Source organism: Gammaproteobacteria bacterium (genome assembly GCA_016712635.1).
Classification (GTDB): Bacteria; Pseudomonadota; Gammaproteobacteria; order SZUA-140; family SZUA-140; genus JADJWH01.
On the sequence record JADJQS010000007.1, the window covers coordinates 67,324 to 85,774 of the forward strand.

General features: G+C 66.4%; 13 protein-coding genes. 6 read left to right on the forward strand and 7 right to left on the reverse strand.

The genetic code is table 11. From position 1 onward, the window contains the following. The first annotated feature begins 167 nt into the window (after positions 1 to 167). From IPK65_09990 to IPK65_10005, 4 genes are read left to right on the forward strand one after another with little or no spacing between them, the layout of a single operon-like run. A complete protein-coding gene (locus IPK65_09990) occupies positions 168 to 2,351 on the forward strand; it encodes an ABC transporter substrate-binding protein (protein MBK8163447.1) in 2,184 nt (727 codons plus the stop codon). Between the two features lies 1 nt (position 2,352). Next, a complete protein-coding gene (locus IPK65_09995) occupies positions 2,353 to 3,330 on the forward strand; it encodes an ABC transporter permease (protein MBK8163448.1) in 978 nt (325 codons plus the stop codon). 24 nt (positions 3,331 to 3,354) lie between these two features. Next, entirely contained in the window at positions 3,355 to 4,767 is a 1,413-nt protein-coding gene (locus IPK65_10000) for an ABC transporter permease (protein ID MBK8163449.1), read from the forward strand. Positions 4,768 to 4,782: 15 nt separating this feature from the next. Further along, entirely contained in the window at positions 4,783 to 6,822 is a 2,040-nt protein-coding gene (locus IPK65_10005; GenBank protein ID MBK8163450.1) for an ABC transporter ATP-binding protein, read from the forward strand. On the opposite strand, the gene IPK65_10010 is transcribed toward IPK65_10005, so the two are convergent. From IPK65_10010 to gloB, 7 genes are all read right to left on the reverse strand, one after another. Further along, positions 6,819 to 8,210: an amino acid permease gene (locus tag IPK65_10010; protein ID MBK8163451.1), complete on the reverse strand. Its 1,392-nt coding sequence runs from the start codon at positions 8,208 to 8,210 to the stop codon at positions 6,819 to 6,821. The two genes, IPK65_10005 and IPK65_10010, sit on opposite strands and share 4 nt — an antisense overlap. 240 nt (positions 8,211 to 8,450) lie before the next feature. Next, the gene (locus tag IPK65_10015) at positions 8,451 to 9,668 is read right to left on the reverse strand and encodes a molybdopterin molybdotransferase MoeA (GenBank protein MBK8163452.1); all 1,218 of its coding nucleotides are present in this window, start codon (positions 9,666 to 9,668) and stop codon (positions 8,451 to 8,453) included. A gap of 34 nt (positions 9,669 to 9,702) precedes the next feature. Next, entirely contained in the window at positions 9,703 to 10,215 is a 513-nt protein-coding gene (gene moaB, locus IPK65_10020) for a molybdenum cofactor biosynthesis protein B (GenBank protein MBK8163453.1), read from the reverse strand. 106 nt (positions 10,216 to 10,321) lie between these two features. Beyond that, positions 10,322 to 12,643: a Flp pilus assembly complex ATPase component TadA gene (gene tadA / locus IPK65_10025; GenBank protein ID MBK8163454.1), complete on the reverse strand. Its 2,322-nt coding sequence runs from the start codon at positions 12,641 to 12,643 to the stop codon at positions 10,322 to 10,324. A 190-nt stretch (positions 12,644 to 12,833) separates the two neighbouring features. Next, positions 12,834 to 14,123, reverse strand: coding sequence for an HD-GYP domain-containing protein (locus IPK65_10030; protein MBK8163455.1), 1,290 nt, complete (start codon positions 14,121 to 14,123; stop codon positions 12,834 to 12,836). Between the two features lie 296 nt (positions 14,124 to 14,419). After that, a complete protein-coding gene (locus tag IPK65_10035) occupies positions 14,420 to 16,045 on the reverse strand; it encodes a LysM peptidoglycan-binding domain-containing protein (GenBank protein MBK8163456.1) in 1,626 nt (541 codons plus the stop codon). A gap of 293 nt (positions 16,046 to 16,338) precedes the next feature. Continuing rightward, the gene (gloB, locus tag IPK65_10040) at positions 16,339 to 17,112 is read right to left on the reverse strand and encodes a hydroxyacylglutathione hydrolase (protein MBK8163457.1); all 774 of its coding nucleotides are present in this window, start codon (positions 17,110 to 17,112) and stop codon (positions 16,339 to 16,341) included. 87 nt (positions 17,113 to 17,199) lie between these two features. Here gloB and IPK65_10045 point away from each other — a divergent pair, with 87 nt between their 5' ends. Beyond that, entirely contained in the window at positions 17,200 to 17,970 is a 771-nt protein-coding gene (locus tag IPK65_10045; protein MBK8163458.1) for a methyltransferase domain-containing protein, read from the forward strand. 11 nt (positions 17,971 to 17,981) lie between these two features. Beyond that, the gene (rnhA, locus tag IPK65_10050) at positions 17,982 to 18,443 is read left to right on the forward strand and encodes a ribonuclease HI (GenBank protein ID MBK8163459.1); all 462 of its coding nucleotides are present in this window, start codon (positions 17,982 to 17,984) and stop codon (positions 18,441 to 18,443) included. Positions 18,444 to 18,451 lie beyond the last annotated feature (8 nt).

An 18,451-nucleotide genomic window follows, 5' to 3' on the forward strand; every position in this document is an offset into this window, starting at 1 on the left:
CACGCCCGCGCCAACCGCCGCGCGCGACGAATCGCTGGCGGCGATGATAGCAGTTTTGCCTGATTTACGCATGAGCTGTGGCGGTCGCGCCCGATTTGAACGGAGTCGTCGGAACACGCATGAACAGCGCAGCATCGAATGAAGGCGGCGACCGCGCACACCGCGCGATGCGGGCGCCGGCCGTGCTGCTGGCCGCCGCGCTCGCGGGCTGCGGCGGCCAGCCCTGGAATAATCCATATCCCGCGGCGGACGCCGGCGCGAACATCGTCTATTCGAGCTTTGAGGAGCGCCCCAAGCATCTCGATCCGGCGCGCTCCTACAGTTCCAACGAGGTGACCTTCACCGGCCAGATCTACGAGCCGCCGCTGCAATACCATTACCTGAAGCGGCCCTACACGCTGATCCCGCTTACTGCGGAGGGTGTGCCGGTGCCGCAATACCTGGACCGCGAAGGCCGCCCGCTGCCGGCCGACGCGCCAGACGCAGAGGTTGCGTACAGCGTGTACGAGATCCGCATCCGGCCCGGGATACTGTATCAGCCCCATCCTGCATTCGCGCGCGACGAGGACGGGAACCCCGTTTACCGCGACCTGTCGTCGCGCGATCTCGCAGATGTCCACAGCATGGGCGACTTCGCCCGCACCGGCACGCGCGAACTGGTTGCCGCCGACTACGTCTATCAGATCAAGCGCCTGGCGCACCCGCGCGTGCACTCGCCGATCCTCGGCCTGATGGGCGAGTACATCGTGGGGCTGCGTGAATACGCCGCGGAACTCGCCAGGGCCTACGCGGACCTGGGCGCGCGCGCCGGGGGAGAGGCCGTCTATCTCGATCTCGAGCGCTATCCGCTCGCGGGCGCCGAGGCGGTCGACCGCTACACGTATCGCATCAAGGTCAAAGGCAAGTATCCGCAGCTGCTGTACTGGCTTGCGATGCCGTTTTTCGCGCCCATCCCGCCCGAAGCCGACCGCTTCCATTCCGCCCCCGGCATGGAGGAGAAGAACCTGACCCTCGACTGGTACCCGGTCGGCACCGGCCCCTACATGTTGACGGTGAACAATCCCAACCGGCAGATGGTGCTGGAGCGCAACCCGAATTTCCACGAGGAATACTATCCGCTCGAGGGCGACCCCGGCGATCGCGAGGCCGGGCTGCTCGGCGATGCGGGCCAGCGCCTGCCGTTCATCGACAAGGTCGTCTTCAGCCTGGAGAAGGAAACCATCCCCTACTGGAACAAATTCCTGCAGGGCTACTACGACACCTCGGGCATTTCCTCCGACAGCTTCGACCAGGCGGTGCGCATGGGCTCCGGCGGAGAGGCCACGCTCACCGAGCGCATGAAGGAGAAGGGCATCCGCCTGCAGACGGCGGTGGGTACGTCGATCTTCTACACCGGCATCAACATGCTCGATCCGGTGATCGGAGGCTACAGCGAGCGCCAGCGCCTGCTGCGCCAGGCGATCTCGATCGCGCTCGACTATGAAGAGTTCATCTCGATCTTCGCCAACGGGCGCGGCATTGCCGCACAGGGACCGATACCGCCGGGGATTTTCGGCCACGCCGCGGGCGAGGCCGGCATCAATCCCTACGTCTACGGCTGGAGCAACGGCGCCGCCCGGCGCAAATCCCTTGATGAGGCGCGCCGCCTGCTGCGCGAGGCGGGCTATGGGGACGGCGTCGATGCCGAGACCGGCCGCCCGCTGGTGCTGAATCTGGACATCACCGCCGGCGGTCCGGAGGACAAGGCGCGCCTGGAGTGGTTCCGCAAGCAGTTCGAGAAGCTCAATATACAGCTGGTGATACGCAACACCGATTACAACCGGTTCCAGGACAAGATGCGCAACGGCAGCGCTCAGATCTTCATGTGGGGCTGGAATGCGGACTATCCGGACCCGGAGAATTTCCTGTTCCTGCTCTACGGTCCGAACGGCAAGGTGCGCCACAACGGCGAGAACGCCGCCAATTACGCCAACCCGGAGTTCGACCGCCTGTTCGAGCAAATGAAGACCATGAGCGACGGGCCGCAGCGCCAGGAGCTGATCGACCGCATGGTGGATATCGTGCGGGAGGACGCGCCGTGGATCTGGGGCTTCCATCCCAAGAGCTTCGCGCTGTACCACGCGTGGTCGTCGCCCACCAAGCCCAATCTGATGGCGAACAACCTGCTCAAGTACCGGCGCATCGACCCGGCGCTGCGCGAGCGTCTGCGCGCCGAGTGGAACCGCCCGCTGCTGTGGCCGCTGCTGCTCGCGCTCGGACTGCTCGCCGCGGTGCTCGTCCCGGCGGTGATCGGCCTGGTCCGGCGCCAGCACCGCGCCCCGGCCGTGAACGGCGACATGCGGACGCCCTGACATGCTGAACTACATCCTGCGCCGGGCACTGTATTCGCTGCCGATCCTGGTCGGCGTCAATGTCATCACCTTCGTGCTGTTCTTCGTGGTGAACACGCCGGACGACATGGCGCGCATGCAGCTCGGCATGAAGCACGTCACCCCGGAGGCGGTCGAGCAGTGGAAGCAGGAGCGCGGCTATGACAGACCGGTGCTCTACAACGGCGCCGCCGCCGGCATGGGCAAGGTTACCGACACCATCTTCTTCGACAAGTCGCTGCGCCTGTTCGCGTTCGACTTCGGCGCCTCGGATGCGGGGCGCGACATCGGCCATGATATCCGGCAGCGCATGTGGGCCAGCCTCGCGCTCGCCATTCCCGTCTTCATCATCGGCCTCCTCACCAACATCACCGTGGCGCTGCTGATCGCCTTGTTCCGCGCCACCTACATCGATACCGTCGCGGTGGTGGCCCTGGTGGTGCTGATGTCGATCTCCGGGCTGTTCTACATCATCGCCGGACAGTACCTGGTCGGGAAGCTGCTGCACCTGGTGCCGATATCAGGCTACGACGACGGGCTCGACGCCGTGAAGTTCGTCATCCTGCCGGTGCTGATCGGCGTGGTCGGCGGTATCGGATCCGGCAGCCGCTGGTACCGCACCATCTTCCTCGAGGAGATCGGCAAGGATTACGTGCGCACCGCGCGTGCCAAGGGCGTGCCTGAATCCGCCGTGCTGTTCAAGCATGTGCTGAAGAACGCGATGATCCCCATCCTGACCGGCGCGGTGGTGGTGCTGCCGCTGCTGTTCATGGGCAGCCTGATCATGGAGTCATTCTTCGGTATCCCCGGGCTGGGCAGTTATACCATCGACGCGATCCAGACGCAGGATTTCGCCGTCGTGCGCTCGATGGTGTTCCTGGGCTCGGTGCTGTACATCATCGGACTGATGCTCACCGACATCTCCTACACCCTGGTCGACCCCCGCGTCCGCCTGAACTGACATGAAACATCCGCGCAGATCCGCATGATCAAGCCCATTATCCTCTGGACCGACGCCCTGGTGTTCCTGCTGATCGCAGCGGTGGTCGCCTTCGCGCTCTACGCGCGCGCGCGGGAGCATCTGCGCGCGCCCTGGGGGCGCGTGCTGGAGAGCCGCGCGGCGGTGATCTCCCTGGTGGTGCTGGCAGCCTTTGTGGCGGTGGCGCTGCTCGATTCCGTGCATTTCCGCCCGGCGCTGGAGCAGCGCGGCGAGCAGGCGCAGGAGACCTATTACTCGGTCGAGGTGCTGAGCCTGCTCGACATCGTCGCGCGGCCGCTGAAAGAGCGCGTGGAAAAGACCTACTCGGCGCCCTTCGCGACCCGCCTCTACGCGCGCGAGGCGGTGGAGGGGCCGGACGGCGGCACGGTGTGGGATTACCCGCGCCTGCGCTACGGCGGCGCGCACCTGGAGGATCCGGATGCCGACCGCGCGGGCGACATCGCCCGGCGCGCCCTGGGCGGTGCCGCGGCAGGGGCGGCGTTGTGGTCCCTGTTCGCTGCGGCAGTGGTGTTCGCCATCGCGCGCGCGCGCGCGAAAGGGTTCGTCCACGCGCTGGCGCGGGTCGCCGCCGGACGCACGCGCATCCCCTGGCGCGCAGCACTGTCCACCGCAGGCATCATCATCGTACTGGCTGCGGTGGCGGCGCGGCTCGCGGGCGCGTATCACATCTTCGGCACCGACCAGGTGGGCCAGGACGTGTTCTACCAGGCCGTCAAGAGCATACGCACGGCGCTCGTGATCGGCACGCTCACCACGCTCGTCATGCTGCCGTTCGCCATCCTGCTCGGCATCATGGCCGGCTACCTGCGCGGCTGGATAGATGACGTGATCCAATACCTGTACACTACCCTCAATTCCATTCCCGGTGTTCTGCTGATCGCCTCCGCCATCCTGATGCTGCAGGTCTACATCGACACCCATCCCGAACTGTTCCAGACCGACGCCGAGCGGGCCGACATGCGCCTGCTGTTCCTCTGTCTGATCCTCGGTGTCACGAGCTGGACCGGTCTGTGCCGCCTGTTGCGCGGTGAGGCGCTCAAGCTGCGCGAGGTCGAGTACGTGCAGGCGTCAATCGCCTTCGGTGTCACGCGCCTGCGCATCATGACGCGCCATCTGCTGCCGAACGTGATGCACATCGTGCTGATCAGCGTGGTGCTCGACTTCAGCGGGCTGGTGCTGGCCGAGGCGGTGCTGTCCTACGTCGGCGTCGGCGTCGATCCCTCCACCGACAGCTGGGGCAACATGATCAACGGGGCGCGTCTGGAGATGGCGCGCGAGCCGATCGTATGGTGGTCGCTCGCCGCGGCATTCGTCTTCATGTTCGCCCTGGTGCTGGCGGCGAACCTGTTCTCCGACGCGGTGCGCGACGCCTTCGATCCGCGGCTGCGGGGCGGGTAAACGGGGCGGAACGGCATGAGCGACCTGCTGCTGGAAGTCGAAGGACTGTGCACCCACTTCGAGACGCGCGGAGGCGCGGTGCGCGCGGTCGATGACGTCAGCTTCAGCATCCGCCGCGGCGAGACCTTCACGCTGCTGGGCGAGTCGGGCTGCGGCAAGTCGATGACAGCGCTTTCGATCATGCGTCTGGTGCCGGTCCCGGCCGGACGCATCGCCGCCGGCCGCGTGCTGCTCGGCGGGGAGGACCTGCTGCGCCTGCCCGAGGCCGCGATGCGCAGCGTGCGCGGCAACCGCATCGCGATGATCTTCCAGGAGCCGATGACCTCGCTCAATCCGGTGCTGACCGTCGGCGAGCAGATCGCCGAGACGATGCGCCGCCACCGCAGCCTGAAGGGCGGCGCGGTGACCCGCCTGGTGGTGGAGCTGCTCGACGCGGTCGGCATCGCGGATCCGGCGCAGCGCCTGGGCGAATATCCGCACCAACTGTCCGGCGGTATGAAGCAGCGCGTGATGATCGCGATCGCCCTGGCGGGCGAACCCGACCTCCTGATCGCCGACGAGCCGACCACCGCGCTCGATGTAACCATCCAGGCGCAGGTACTCGCGCTGCTGCGGCGGCTGCAGCGCGAGCGCGGCATGGCCATCCTGCTGATTACGCACGACCTCGGCGTGGTGTCCGAGATGGCGGACCAGGTCGCCGTGATGTATGCCGGACAGATCGTCGAGCAGAGCGCGCGCGCGCAGTTCTTCGCGGACCCCAAGCATCCCTACAGCCGCAAGCTGTTCGAATCTCTGCCCAAGATCGAGAAGCGCGCCCAGCCCCTGGCCGTGATCCCGGGCGCAGTGCCCTCGCTCGCGCGCGCGTTCACCTCCTGCCGCTTCGCCGATCGCTGCGATTCCGCCTGGCAGACCTGCCGGGAGGTCGAGCCGCGCTGGATCCGGGTATCGGACCAGCAGGCGGCGCGCTGCCATCTGCTCGATCCCGAGGTGGCGCCGCCGCCGGCGCGGGCCGCGGCGGCGGCGGCGACGGCCGCGAGCCGGCGGCGCATCGCGGACCAGACCGCGCCGCTGCTCGAAGTGACCGGGCTGAAGGTGCATTTTCCGATACAGCGCGGCCTGTTCAAGCGCACCGTCGGACATGTCTATGCGGTGGACGACGTCTCCTTCGCCATCGGCCGCGGGCGCACCTTTGCTCTGGTCGGCGAATCAGGCTGCGGCAAGACCACGATCGGAAAGTCCATCCTGCAGCTGATCCGGCCCACCGCCGGGGGCGTCAGGTTCGACGGCGATGAGCTGACCGAGCTCAGCGGTGAGCGACTGCGCCGGCGCCGTTCCGACTTCCAGATCATCTTCCAGGATCCCTTCTCGTCGATGAATCCGCGCATGCTGGTGGGCGACGTCATCGAGGAGGGCATGCGCGCGCTCGACCTGGAGCCGGATGCGGCGCGGCGGAAGGCGCGCGTCGAGACCCTGCTCGACCAGGTCGGGCTGCCGCGCGACGCCGTGCGCCGCTATCCGCACGAGTTTTCCGGCGGCCAGCGCCAGCGCATCTGCATCGCGCGGGCGCTGGCGGTGAACCCGCGCCTGCTGGTCTGCGACGAGCCGACCAGCGCGCTCGACATCTCGGTGCAGGCGCAGATCCTCAACCTGCTGCAGCGGCTGCAGGACGAGATGGGCCTGTCTTATCTGTTCATCACCCACAACCTGTCAGTGGTGGCCTATCTCGCCGACGAGGTGGCGGTGATGTATCTCGGCCGCATCGTGGAGCACGGCACGGTCGACGACGTGCTGAACGCGCCCAAGCATCCCTACACCCAGGCGCTGCTGTCGGCGATCCCGGTGATCGAGCAGGCGACCCGCCGCGAGGTCATCCGGCTGGAGGGCGACCTCCCGTCGCCGGCCAGGCCTCCGTCGGGATGCCATTTCCACGTGCGCTGCCCCCATGCCACCGCACAGTGTCGGGCGGAGTACCCGGCGGTCACCCGCATCGGATCGACGCACACGGTGCGCTGTTTCCTCTACGAGGCGGATGCCGCCGACGAAGCCGGCTGCTAGCCCTCGCCCTGCTGCGGTGCCCGCGCCAGTGCGCTGTGGCGCATCGAATACATGAAGTAGACCACCATGCCTAGCGCGAGCCATGCCCCGAACCTGATCCAGGTGACCAGCGGCAGGCTGGCCATCAGGTACAGGCAGAAGGCGATGCCGAGCAGCGGCGCAACCGGCATCCACGGGCTGCGGAACGGGCGCAGCAGGTCGGGGTGGGTGTGGCGCAGCGCGATGACGCCGCCGCACACCAGCACGAAGGCGGCCAGCGTGCCGATGTTGACCAGCTCCGCGACGTCGCCGATCGGAGTGAATCCGGCGATGGCGGCCATGGCCACGCCGCTGGCTAGGATGGTGCGGACCGGAGTCTTCGTCCCCGGGTGGATGCGCGAGATGCCCGGCGGCAGCAGTCCGTCGCGCGACATCGCGAGGAAGATCCGGGTGAGGGCGTAGAACAACACCAGCATCACCGTGGTCAGGCCCGCGATCGCCCCGGCCGCGATCACCGCGGAGGCCCACTGGTGGCCGAGGCGCAGCAGGGAGTCCGCCACCGGTGAGGCGACGTTGAGCGTGTGGTAGGGGACGATGCCGGTGAGCAGCCCGGAGACGAGGATGTAGATCACGGTGCATACGGCGAGCGAGGCGATGATGCCGATCGGCACGTCGCGCGGCGGATTGACCGCCTCCTCCGCGGCGGTCGATACGGCGTCGAAGCCGATGTAGGCGAAGAAGATCAGCGCCGCGCCGCCCGCCACACCCTCCCAGCCGAAGGGGAGAAGGGGGGTCCAGTTGGCAGGGTCGACGTGGCCGGAGGCGACCGCGATGAAGACCGCGATCGCGCTGAGCTTGATCAGCACCATGGCGGCGTTGAAGCGCGCGCTGTAGTGGATGCCGACGGCCAGCAGAACCGCCAGCACCAGTATCACCGCCGCCGCGGCGAGATTGACGAGCCCCCCGTCCGCCGGGCTGCGCGTCAGCTCGACCGGCAGCGGCATGCCCATGGCGGTGAGCGCGTTGTTCAGATACCCCGACCAGCCGATGGCCACCGCCGCGGTGGCCACGCCGTATTCGAGGAGGAGATCCCAGCCGATGATCCAGGCGATGAACTCGCCGAACCCTGCGTAGGCGTAACCGTAGGCGCTGCCGCAGCCCCCGACCGCGGCGGCGAGTTCCGCGTAGGCCAGCGCGGCGAAGGCGCAGGCGAATCCCGCCAGCACGAAGGACAGCACGATCGCCGGCCCGGCCTTGGTGGCGGCCGCGATCCCGGTGAGTACGAAGATGCCGGCCCCGATGATCGCGCCGATGCCGAGCATGGTGAGGTCGAAGGCGGACAGACAGCGCCGCAGTCCGGTGTCGCAGTACATATCGGCGTTGATCGGCTTGGTTCGAAAGAGATTCATCGCGGAAGGTCCTCTGCGCAGGTTATTGATATTGTTGGGTGTCCACTGAAGCTGTGTACATCAGATAATGACAGAATGCCCGAACAGGGCAAGCCAAGTGATTCATCCGGCGTGGCAAATCGCGCATGGGTCCTGCTGCAGCCGCAGCGGGCGCGGAGGTTTTTATCGGCATGAGCTCAGCAATGACGCGAGGATCATGGATGTATCTGGTTGATTTCTAATGCCCCGGTGCTTGCGGTTTCAATAGAGCAGGTCTGCATAGGGGAGCACGTCAATGGTCTGGCCGCGCCGGACCGTCTCACGCGCGGGAACGACGGCGAGGCAGTCGGCCCAGGTCGTCGAACTCAGCGCGCCCGAGCTCTGGTTGGCATGGATGCTGACGACGGACCGCCCCTCCGCGTCGCGGGCGAGCCGGCCCCGCAGGTATTCACGGCGTTCGATCGGGTTGCTGCGTTCAAAGCCGGCCAGCGCGGGCAGGGCGCGCGGCGCGAGGTCCGTCCTGCCCTGCAGCTTGAGCAGGAAGGGGCGTACGAAGATGCAGAAGGTTACGAACAGGGAGACCGGGTTGCCGGGCAGGCCGAAACAATGCGCCGCCCCGAGCGTCCCGTAGACGATGGGTTTGCCCGGCTTCACCGCGACCTGCCACAGCTCGAGCCGGCCCCGTTCCGCCAGCGCCGCCTTGACATGGTCCTCCTCGCCGACCGAGGCCCCGCCGCTGGTGAGGACGATGTCGGCCCCGTCGGCTGCCAGCGCCAGAGCGGCGGAGGTGGCGTGCGGATCGTCCGGGATGATGCCGAGGTCGTCGACCGCGCAGCCGAGGCCTGTGAGCAGCCCGTGCAGCATGGGACCGTTCGCGTTATAGGTCATGCCGTGCGCGAGCGCGCCGCCCGGGGCGACCAGCTCGTCGCCGGTGCAGAACATCGCCGCCCGGATGGGGCGGCGCACCGGCAGGCGCGCACGGCCGAGCGCGGCGGCGAGGCCGAGGTGCTGCGGACCGAGGCGTGTGCCTGCGGCGAGCGCGAGGGCATCCCGCGCCAGGTCCTCGCCCGCGTTCCTGACGTACCCGCCGGCGCCGCCCCCCGCCGGGACGAGGATCGCGTCGCCGGAGCGCCGCACCGTTTCCTGCGGGAGTATGGCATCGGCGCCGGGCGGCAGCGCCGCGCCGGTGAAGATCCGTGCCGCGGTGCCGGGCGCGAGCGCGTGTCCGGTCGCGCCGGCCGGGATGCGCTGTGCGACGGCGAGGCGCGTCTCCCCCGCCGGAGCCAGGTCGGCACTGCGTACCGCATAACCGTCCATCGCGCTGTTGTTGGCGGCGGGCAGGTCCCTCGGCGCGCGCACTTCCTGCGCCAGCACCCGGCCCAGCGCGGCGCCGATATCGATCTCCTCGCTGCCTGCGACCGTCACGGCGCGTGCGAGCAGCAGGTAGAGGGTCTCGGCTTCGCTCCTCAGGGCGGACATCGAGGCGAAGGCTCCGGGATGGCGCGGGGCGGCGCTATTCGCGCAGGCGCGGGCGCAGGCGGGCGAGATTGCACGGCTTGACCCTGTCGTCGAGCAGTTCGCGGATCAGGCCGTTCCAGGCGGTGCGGCAGGCGCTGGGGGATCCGGGGATGCAGAAGATGGCGGTGCCGTTGGCGATGCCGCCGAGTGCGCGCGAAAGCAGCGCGGAGACGCCGATCTCGCGATGGGAGATCTGCCGGAACAGCTCGCCGAATCCCTCGATCTCCTTGTCGAACAGCGGGCGCACGGCCTCCGGCGTGCCGTCGCGCCCGGTCAGGCCGGTGCCGCCGGTGATGATCACGGCGTCGACGGCTTCGTCGGCGATCCAGGCGGAGACTGCGGCGCGGATGCGGTGGATGTCGTCGGGGACGATGAGCCGGGAGGAGAGGCGGTGCCCCGAGTCCCGCAGGGCGTCCACGAGAACGCCGCCGGAACCGTCCGTCGCCTCCGTGCGCGTGTCGGAGACGGTGAGGACGGCGATGCCGAGACTGGCGGGTTGATCGGACATTGCGGTCATGCGGCGGGACGACTACCTTGCGGCCGGCGATGCGCCCATTATAGTGGGCAGCGACCCGGTCCGGCAAAGGAGCGCCGGCGCATGTCGCGCCGGTGTCTCAGCCGTTGCGGTACGCCTCGGCGAGCGAGACGGTGCGCATCCTGGCCTGGCTGAGTGCGCTCTCCATCAGCGTGACCATGCCGTTTCTGATCGCCTGCTGGCGGATGTCGGCCGCGGCCGCGCCGCTTTCCAGCAGGGCGTAGATCTCCGGGGTCATCTCCAGCATTTCGTAGACCATCGTGCGTCCCTGGTATCCGGTCTGGTTGCAGCGCGGACATCCCCTGCTGCGGTAGAAGACCTCGTCCATTCCCACCCCGAGCGCCTGGCGCATATCCGCCGGTGCGTCCTCGACCTCCAGGCAGTGGCAGCAATTCAGCCGCAGCGCGCGCTGGGCGAGCACGCAGGGGAGCGATGCCTTGAGCCGGCGCGGCTGGATTCCCATCCGCGTCAGCTTCAGGACCGCTTCCACGGTGTTGTCGGCGTGCAGCTTTCCCAGCACCAGGTGCTTGCCGAGCGCGGTGTCGATGGCGCACACCGCGGTCTCCCCGTCGCGCAGCTCCCCGAACATGACGACATCCGTGTTCCTGAGATCCATGTGTTTGACGAGGGCCGCGTAGCTGGCCCCGGCGCCGCGCTCGAGCTGCACCTGGTCGATGCCGGTGAGGTGGTGGCTGATGGGATCTTCCAGTGTCAGGATGCGCAGATTCTGCGTCTTCAGGGCGAGCATGGCGGCGTACAGCGTTGCGGATTTGTCCGAGCCTTCAGGACCCGTGACCAGCACCATGGAGTAGGTCTTGTTGAGCTCCTCCATGAATACGAATTCGTCCCGCGTGTTCAGGCCGAGATTGTTGAGCGTGCGCAGGCGCGTGCTGGTATTGAGCAGGTGGATCACCGCTTCGGCGCCGTCGGCGCCGTCCATCAGGGCGATGCGCAGTTCGTAGATGAGATCCTCGTTGACGATCGAGGCGCGGCCGTGCTGGGCGCCGCGGGTCTTGTGCAGGTCCATCCCGCCCATGGTCTTGAGCCGGTCCACCACCTTCGGATAGAGCACCTTGCTGAAGCGACGGATCGGGATCAGCGCGCCGTCAATGCGGAACAGCAGCTCGACGTAGTCCCGCTTCGGCGCGAAGTGAATGTCCACCGCGTTGCGCTGAATGGCGTCGAGGAGCGTGTTGTCCACGAAGCTGATGATGGGCTTGACGCTGTCGGCGGCGCCGTGTTCCGCGATCTTTTCCGGTCGCGGGGGTGGCGGTTCCGCCGCCGTGACCGCGGGTGCCGGCGCGGCCGGCGCCGTCACGGCGCCGTAATACTTGCCGAGCGCCCAGTTGATGTCCTCGCGGGTGGCAATGGTCGGCTCGATGGTGAAGCGGGTGATGAAACGCAGGAGCGTAAGCGCCTCGGTGTTGGCGGGGTCGTCCATCGCCACGACCAGGCGGTTCTGATGGATCACGAGCGGGACCAGCATGTATTTCTGCGCCACGTCCGCCGGCACCAGGCTGAGGCATTCGAAGTCGATGTAGAAGTTGCGCAGCAGCACGAACGGCAGGCTGAACTTGTGGGCCAGGGTACGGTAGATGTCGTGGGCGGACACCGTTCCCATGCGGACGAGGATCTCGCCGAGTTTCTGCGACCGGTCCTGCTGCTGCGTCTTCAACGCCGCCTCGAGCTGCTCGGCGGTGATGATGCCGGCCTCCACCAGCATGGCGCCGATCTGCTTGGATCCGAGCAGGTTGCCGCCGGACTGCCCCGCCTGTTTGTCGAGGGCCTGTTCGAGCTGGATCGAGTTGAGCGCCAGTCCGCTGGTCTTGCTGTCCGTCTTGCGCCGTTTCAGCGCGGGCTTCTTGTCGGCCGCCGGTTCGGACTTGCGCGCCCTGGCGCCGCCATGCGCATGCACGGTGGCGGGTTTGCTCTCGCCGATATTGTATTTCTTAACGACCTGGGCCGGGATGAAGATGCGGCTGATGTATGCGCTGCCGACCAGTTGAAACAGGTGCAGGCCGATCTCGTCGACAAAGGAACCGCGGGTGCGTCCGGTGAGGAAACGTCCATCGACGAACGTGACATGAAAATCCTCCACCGCGCGCGGCATCGACACGTCGCCGGCGTGCTCTTCCATCAGGGGATGCTTGGCGGTGTTGGTCGGATGTTTGTTGATGAAGTTCAGCTGGCGCAGGTCGGAAAATTTGATGATGGAGCGCCCCTTTTCACTGCCTTGCAGGGTGAGGACCGCCTGCGGACCGTCGAGGGTGACCAGGCGCCCGGTGATGGTCTTGCCGTTCATCAGGGTAGCCGCCACCGGCGCGTTCAGCAGATTGCCTTCCGCCACCGTGGAACGCAGCGGAGAAACAGGGAGGTCGATCACATGGCTGGGGCTGCTCATCGTTCAGCATCCTATTGTTATTAATAAATATTCCGTCTTCCTGCGGGTCCGCATGGGCAGCGGGTCGGCACAGGTTCTCGGGCTACGACTTTTGTATCGGCAGGAGGGGAGTAGAGATAAAACCTCGGGGTAAATCGCGCGTGCGCCGTCATCGCGGTGAATACGGCGGCCGCGAACCCGTAATTCCGGCTCAATGTCTGAACAGGGTATTGCCGAGTCCGAGCAGGCGCGACACGATGTTTCCGCGGAACTGGGTCAGGTCGATGCCGTAGGCGCCGTCCGGCAGGCTTTGGCGGATGTCGACGGGATTGCCGTCGCCGTCCGAGGTGTAGACCAGGAGGTCGATCTCGGCCGCCTTCTTCACCGGCTGCTTGTCACGGTCGAGGATCAGCATGATCTTGGGGCGCAGGCGGCGGTCAGCGTTCTGCTCGGTGATGATGCCGATCTCGCCGGTGCTGAGTTCGATCAGCGTGCCGGTGGGATAGATGCCGATGGCCTGGATGAACTCCTCGACCAGTTCGGTCTGGAATTCCTCGTCGCGCATATTGTGCAGCAGGGCCATGGCCGCCGCCGGCGACAGCGCCTCTTCGTCATAGCGCGGGGCGGTGACGGAGTCGTAGAAGTCGACGATGCCGGCGATCTTGCCGAGCAGGGGGATCTGGTTGCCGCGCAGCCCCTTGGGGAAGCCGCTGCCGTTGTAGCGCTCGTGATGCGTGCGCACGGTCCACAGGGTATCCTCGTTGATTCCCTGAATGCCCTTCAGTATCTCCACGCTATACTCGACGTGCTTCTTCATGACTTCGAGTTCTTCCGCCGTCAGGCGTTCCTTTTTGGTCAGGATCTCGGTCGGCAGGCGCGTATAGCCGACTTCCGACAGCAGCACGCCCATGGCGAGATTCTCCAGGCGTTCCTTGCGCAGGCCGAGGTGGCGGCCGAAGGAGATCGCCCAGACTGAAGAGCGCACGCAGTGGCCGTAGGTGTAGGTGTCCTTGTCCCGGACGCGGGCGATCCAGACCGATGCATCGGGATTGCGCAGGATGCTGTCCACCATCCTGTTTGCCACCTTGCGCGTCGCCGGGATGTTCGCGGGCCTGCCGCTTGCGATCTGATTCATCACGCTGTCGACTGCGGCGGCCACGTCGCGATGGAGATTGCCGGCAGTGGAGATTTCCTGCTTGATGCTTCTGGTCCTGGGATAGCTTGACTCGTTGGTCTTGAGGTTGACGTAGGCACGCGGTTCCCTGGGTCCCGATCGGGCGGGTTTGCGCTTCGGGTTCGTCGCCACCTCGACCTTGCTTTTGACCACGTCGATGTAGACGTATCTGCAATAGCTGCCGAGCGTGCGGATCTCGTTGAAATTCTTGATGTGGAAGCCCTGGATCGGGAACGGGGTGCCGATCCAGGGCCGGTCGAGGCGGGTGACGTACATGCCGATCACGAGATCCTGCACATTGACCCTTTCCTGTGTGAATTCAACCATGATCTTCTTGCGCACCTTGGGCTGCGGCCGGGCAGGAGCATGGCCACTCGGGACAGTATTCCGTGAGGTTCCGGGGAATTTCGCTTGCTCCAGCTTGGTATCGGCCGGATCCGGGTGTTCCTTATTTATGGAATACCAGTTTCTGGCGAATATTATTTCAGGAACAACAGGTTGTATTGTTCCTTGGATACAGGGCGCGGTCGCGCCGGAGGGGCGGCGCCGCACTCCGGTGCGGGCCTTTGAAGTAACACGCGGAACGACGGGCGGTGGATCCCGGCGCAGGGGCCGGGGCGGGGTCAGATGTTTTCGGTCTGGTTGATGATGTCGATGAAGAGTGTCAGCTTCTGGCCCGGTTGCAGGTATTCATTCCTGCGCAGGGAGTTCCAGTTCAGCAGCTCGGAGACCTTTACGTTGAAGCGCTGCGAGATGCGCGCCAGCGAATCTCCCTTGCGCACCACGTAATTGATGCGCTGGGTGGCATTGCCGAGGGGATGCTGGGCGTTCGGGCCGGCGGCAGCGCTCGCATCAGCGCCGCCCTTTTGCCAGATGATCAGGCGCTGGCCGATGCGCAGCGGGTCGCGCGGCGAGATGCCGTTCCACTGCGCGAGTCGCGCCACGGCGACATTGTGCGCGCGCGCGATGTCCCACAGCGTATCGCCGCTGCGCACCGCGTACTCGAGTTTACGCCCCTCGCGCGGGCTGTTCTGCACGCTCCTGGTGCGTTCGTCCTGGCTCAGGGCGTAACCGGACAGGCTGCGCGACGAGACCGGGATGAGCAGGGCGTTGCCGGCGCGGATCATATTGCCCCTGATGTCGTTCAATTGGCGCAGCACCTCGACCGTGGTGTGATGGCGTTCGGCGATGCTCCCGAGGGAATCCCCCGAGCGGATGACGTAGCGCTGCCAGGTGAGGCGTTCCGCATCGTCCAGCGCGGCGAGATTGGTCTCGAACAGCTCCGCCTTGTCGAGCGGGAGCAGCAGCGCGTGCGGTCCGTCCGGATCGGTCGCCCAGCGGTTGAAGCCGGGATTCAGGCGGTAGAGCTCGTCCAGGCTGGTGTCGGCCAGCTCCGCAGCCTTGGCCAGGTCGATCTGGGAGCCGGTCTGCACCGTGCGCACGACCGGAGCGTCGGGGATCGTCTTTATTTCGATCGAATACTCATCCGGATTGGCGAAGAGCTCGGCCAGGGCGAGCAGCTTGGGCACATAGGCGCGCGTCTCGGCCGGCAGTTGCAGGGACCAGAAATCGGTCGGTTTGCCGCGGCGCTGATTCGCCAGGATGGCGCGCTTCACCGTGCCGGCGCCGGAATTGTAGGCAGCGAGCGCGAGCAGCCAGTCGTTGTCGAGATCATCATGCAGGGACTGCAGGAAGTCGAGCGCGGCGCGCGTCGAGGCGAGGATGTCGCGCCGGCCGTCGTACCACCAGTTCAGCTTGAGTCCGTAATGGCGTGCGGTCGACGGAATGAACTGCCAGATGCCCGCGGCGCGGCCGTGCGAATAGGCGAACGGCTGATAGGCGCTCTCGACGATCGGCAGCAGCGCGATCTCCAGCGGCATGCCGCGCTGTTCCAGGTCTTCGACGATGAGATGCAGATAGGGGCGCGCTCGGTCCACCGTGCGGTCGAGGTAATCGGGGTGGCGGGCGTACCACTCGAGTTCTGCGCGCACGCGCGGGTTGTCATGACGGGGGAAGTCGAAGCCCCCGCGTACGCGGTCCCACAGATCCACCGCGTCTGCGGGATCCGGCGTCTCCCGTCCGGCGTCCTGGGCGAAGGCCTCCGCCGCGTCCAGTGCGCCGTCGGCTCCCGCCAGTGCCGGATCGGTCTCGAGCGTGCTGTGATCCGGGTCGGGCGGGAACACGGCACCGTCGACGGCGTTCCACGCGTCGGGCGCCGCTTCCGTGAAGTCCTCGGCGCCCGTCTGCACGGATGTTTTGCCCCGCGCGGAATCATCGGCGGAACGGAGGGAATTCTGGTGCATCGCCGCGCACCCTGTCATGACAGGAAGCAGGATTGCGAACAGGCCGTTCCGGATTGGCGCGCAGACGATGTTTTTCATGATGGCGATTATTTTAACGAGCCCGGAGTATAACAGGTAATCGGCCTGATCAAAGTTAACCTTAGTCCAGGGCGGAGGCGACCGTACTGTGTCCCGGCCGAGAGGCGCGCAATGCGTGATGAAATCCTTCGCAGCTTGTGCGGCCGCCGGCGGGCGGCGCGTCACTGTGTGTCTTTCCAGTAGCGGATCATTGCAAAAACATCGAGCTCCGTGCTGAGGGTTCGGTCGCAAAACCGTTCGGCGGCCTGCCTGACGGAGGCTGTGTGGCAGCGCAGGAACGGATTGGTGGCCTTCTCTTCTGCGAGGGTGGCGGAGGCGGTGACGAGATTCTGACTGCGCATTCGCGAGGTCTCCGCGAGACGCGCGGCAAGCCGGCGGTTCCCCGGTTCTACCCGCAGGGCAAAGGTGAGGTTGGCCAGGGTGTATTCATGTCCGCAATAGATGCGCGTGTCGTCCGGCAGGCTGGCCAGTCTCTGCAATGCCGCGAGCATCAGCCGCGGGGAGCCCTCGAACAGACGCCCGCAGCCGCCGGTGAACAGGGTGTCGCCGCAGAAGAGCAGGCCGTTTCCGTAGTAGGCCACGTGGTCGAGGGTATGACCGGGCACCTCGATCACGTGCAACTGCACCCCGCCCGGAGAGATCTCGTCGCCCTCGCGCACGGGATGGTGCGAGGGACCGAAGTGCAGATCAGCCGGCCCGTAGACGGGGACAGAATACTGTCGCAGCAGATCCGGAATGCCGCCCGTGTGATCGGGGTGATGGTGTGTGAACAGGATGGCGGCGGGCCGCAGACTGTGCGAGGCGAGGGCGGCGAGCACCGGGGCCGCCTCGCCCGGGTCGACGATGACAGCCTGTGCCAGCACGCGGTCTCCTGCGGTCCGGATCATCCAGATATAATTATCGCGCAGGGCGGGGACAGGGATTACCTGTATCATGTCCGCATTCAGAGCATGCCGGTGAGACAGCGATCGGTGAGATGCAGGCTAGGATAGCCCAACCCGGATGACGCGGAAAGCAGGCCAATGAAACAGGAGCAGGATACGGCGTCCCCGGCGCGGGACGGGCGCGGGCTGCGGGCGTGGCATGAGCGGCAGCTCGGCCAACTCCTGCTCGGGCAGGAGAGGCGTGAGCTGGACGGCATCCTCGCCAACCTGTTCGGCTACTACCTGCTGCAGGTGGGTGCTGCGATGGACGCCTATCTGCTGGAATCGAGCCGCATACGCCATCAGGTCATCCTCGACAATCTCTGGCCGGTGGAGCCCGGCGGCGTCTATCCTGCGCATGTCACCAGGATGTACGCCGATCCGCACAGGCTTCCGGTGCAGAGCGACAGCGTGGACGTGGTGGTGCTGCCGCACACGCTGGAGTTCGACGCGTCCGCGCACGAAGTGCTGCGCGAGGTCGAGCGCGTGCTGGTGGCCGAAGGCCATGTGGTGATCCTGGGTTTCAATCCCTGGAGCCTGTGGGGATTCTGGCGTCTGTTGCGCCGGCGCCGGCAGCCGCCCTGGCACGGCGCCTTTCGCGGCATCTACCGCATTAAGGACTGGCTCTCGCTGCTCGGCTTCGACATCGTGCAGGCGCGCTCGTATTTTTTCCGTCCGCCCTTGCAGCACGAGGTCATGATGCGGCGGCTGGAATGGCTCGAACGGCTGGGACATCGCTGGTGGCCGTATCTCGGCGGCGCCTATGTCATTGTGGCCAGGAAGCGCGTGACGACGCTGACGCCGATCAAGCCGCGCTGGCGGCCGCGGCGCAGCCTGCTGCAGCCGGACGTGGCCAAGCCGACCACATGACGCGGGCCGACATGACGGACCTCGTGGAGATATTCACCGACGGCGCCTGCCGCGGCAACCCCGGGCCGGGCGGATGGGGCGCCCTGCTGCGCTACAAGGGCAAGGAGAAGCATATCCGCGGCGCCGAGCCCCATACCACCAACAATCGCATGGAACTGATGGCGGCGATCGAGGCCCTGGCGTCGCTGAAGCGCCCCTGCCATGTCAGCTTGACCACGGATTCGCAATATGTGAAAAAGGGCATGAATGAGTGGATGACGGACTGGAAGCGGCGCGGCTGGAAGACGGCCGACAAGAAGCCGGTGAAGAACGTCGACCTGTGGCAGAGGCTGGACGAGGCCGTCGCACGCCACACCATAGAATGGCACTGGGTGCGCGGGCATACCGGGCATCCGGAAAACGAACTGGCCGACTCGCTGGCCAATCAGGCGATCGACGAACTGCTCAGCCGGGACGGAGCGGCGGAGGAATGAGTCCCGCC

Bases quoted from the DNA above. Each gene is read 5' to 3' on its own strand.
- IPK65_09990 (MBK8163447.1), top strand. From the start codon at position 168: ATGCGGGCGCCGGCCGTGCTGCTGGCCGCCGCGCTCGCGGGCTGCGGC.
- IPK65_09995 (MBK8163448.1), top strand. From the start codon at position 2,353: ATGCTGAACTACATCCTGCGCCGGGCACTGTATTCGCTGCCGATCCTG.
- IPK65_10000 (MBK8163449.1), top strand. From the start codon at position 3,355: ATGATCAAGCCCATTATCCTCTGGACCGACGCCCTGGTGTTCCTGCTG.
- IPK65_10005 (MBK8163450.1), top strand. From the start codon at position 4,783: ATGAGCGACCTGCTGCTGGAAGTCGAAGGACTGTGCACCCACTTCGAG.
- IPK65_10010 (MBK8163451.1), bottom strand. From the start codon at position 8,210: ATGAATCTCTTTCGAACCAAGCCGATCAACGCCGATATGTACTGCGAC.
- IPK65_10015 (MBK8163452.1), bottom strand. From the start codon at position 9,668: ATGTCCGCCCTGAGGAGCGAAGCCGAGACCCTCTACCTGCTGCTCGCA.
- moaB (MBK8163453.1), bottom strand. From the start codon at position 10,215: ATGTCCGATCAACCCGCCAGTCTCGGCATCGCCGTCCTCACCGTCTCC.
- tadA (MBK8163454.1), bottom strand. From the start codon at position 12,643: ATGAGCAGCCCCAGCCATGTGATCGACCTCCCTGTTTCTCCGCTGCGT.
- IPK65_10030 (MBK8163455.1), bottom strand. From the start codon at position 14,123: ATGGTTGAATTCACACAGGAAAGGGTCAATGTGCAGGATCTCGTGATC.
- gloB (MBK8163457.1), bottom strand. From the start codon at position 17,112: ATGATACAGGTAATCCCTGTCCCCGCCCTGCGCGATAATTATATCTGG.
- IPK65_10045 (MBK8163458.1), top strand. From the start codon at position 17,200: ATGAAACAGGAGCAGGATACGGCGTCCCCGGCGCGGGACGGGCGCGGG.
- rnhA (MBK8163459.1), top strand. From the start codon at position 17,982: ATGACGGACCTCGTGGAGATATTCACCGACGGCGCCTGCCGCGGCAAC.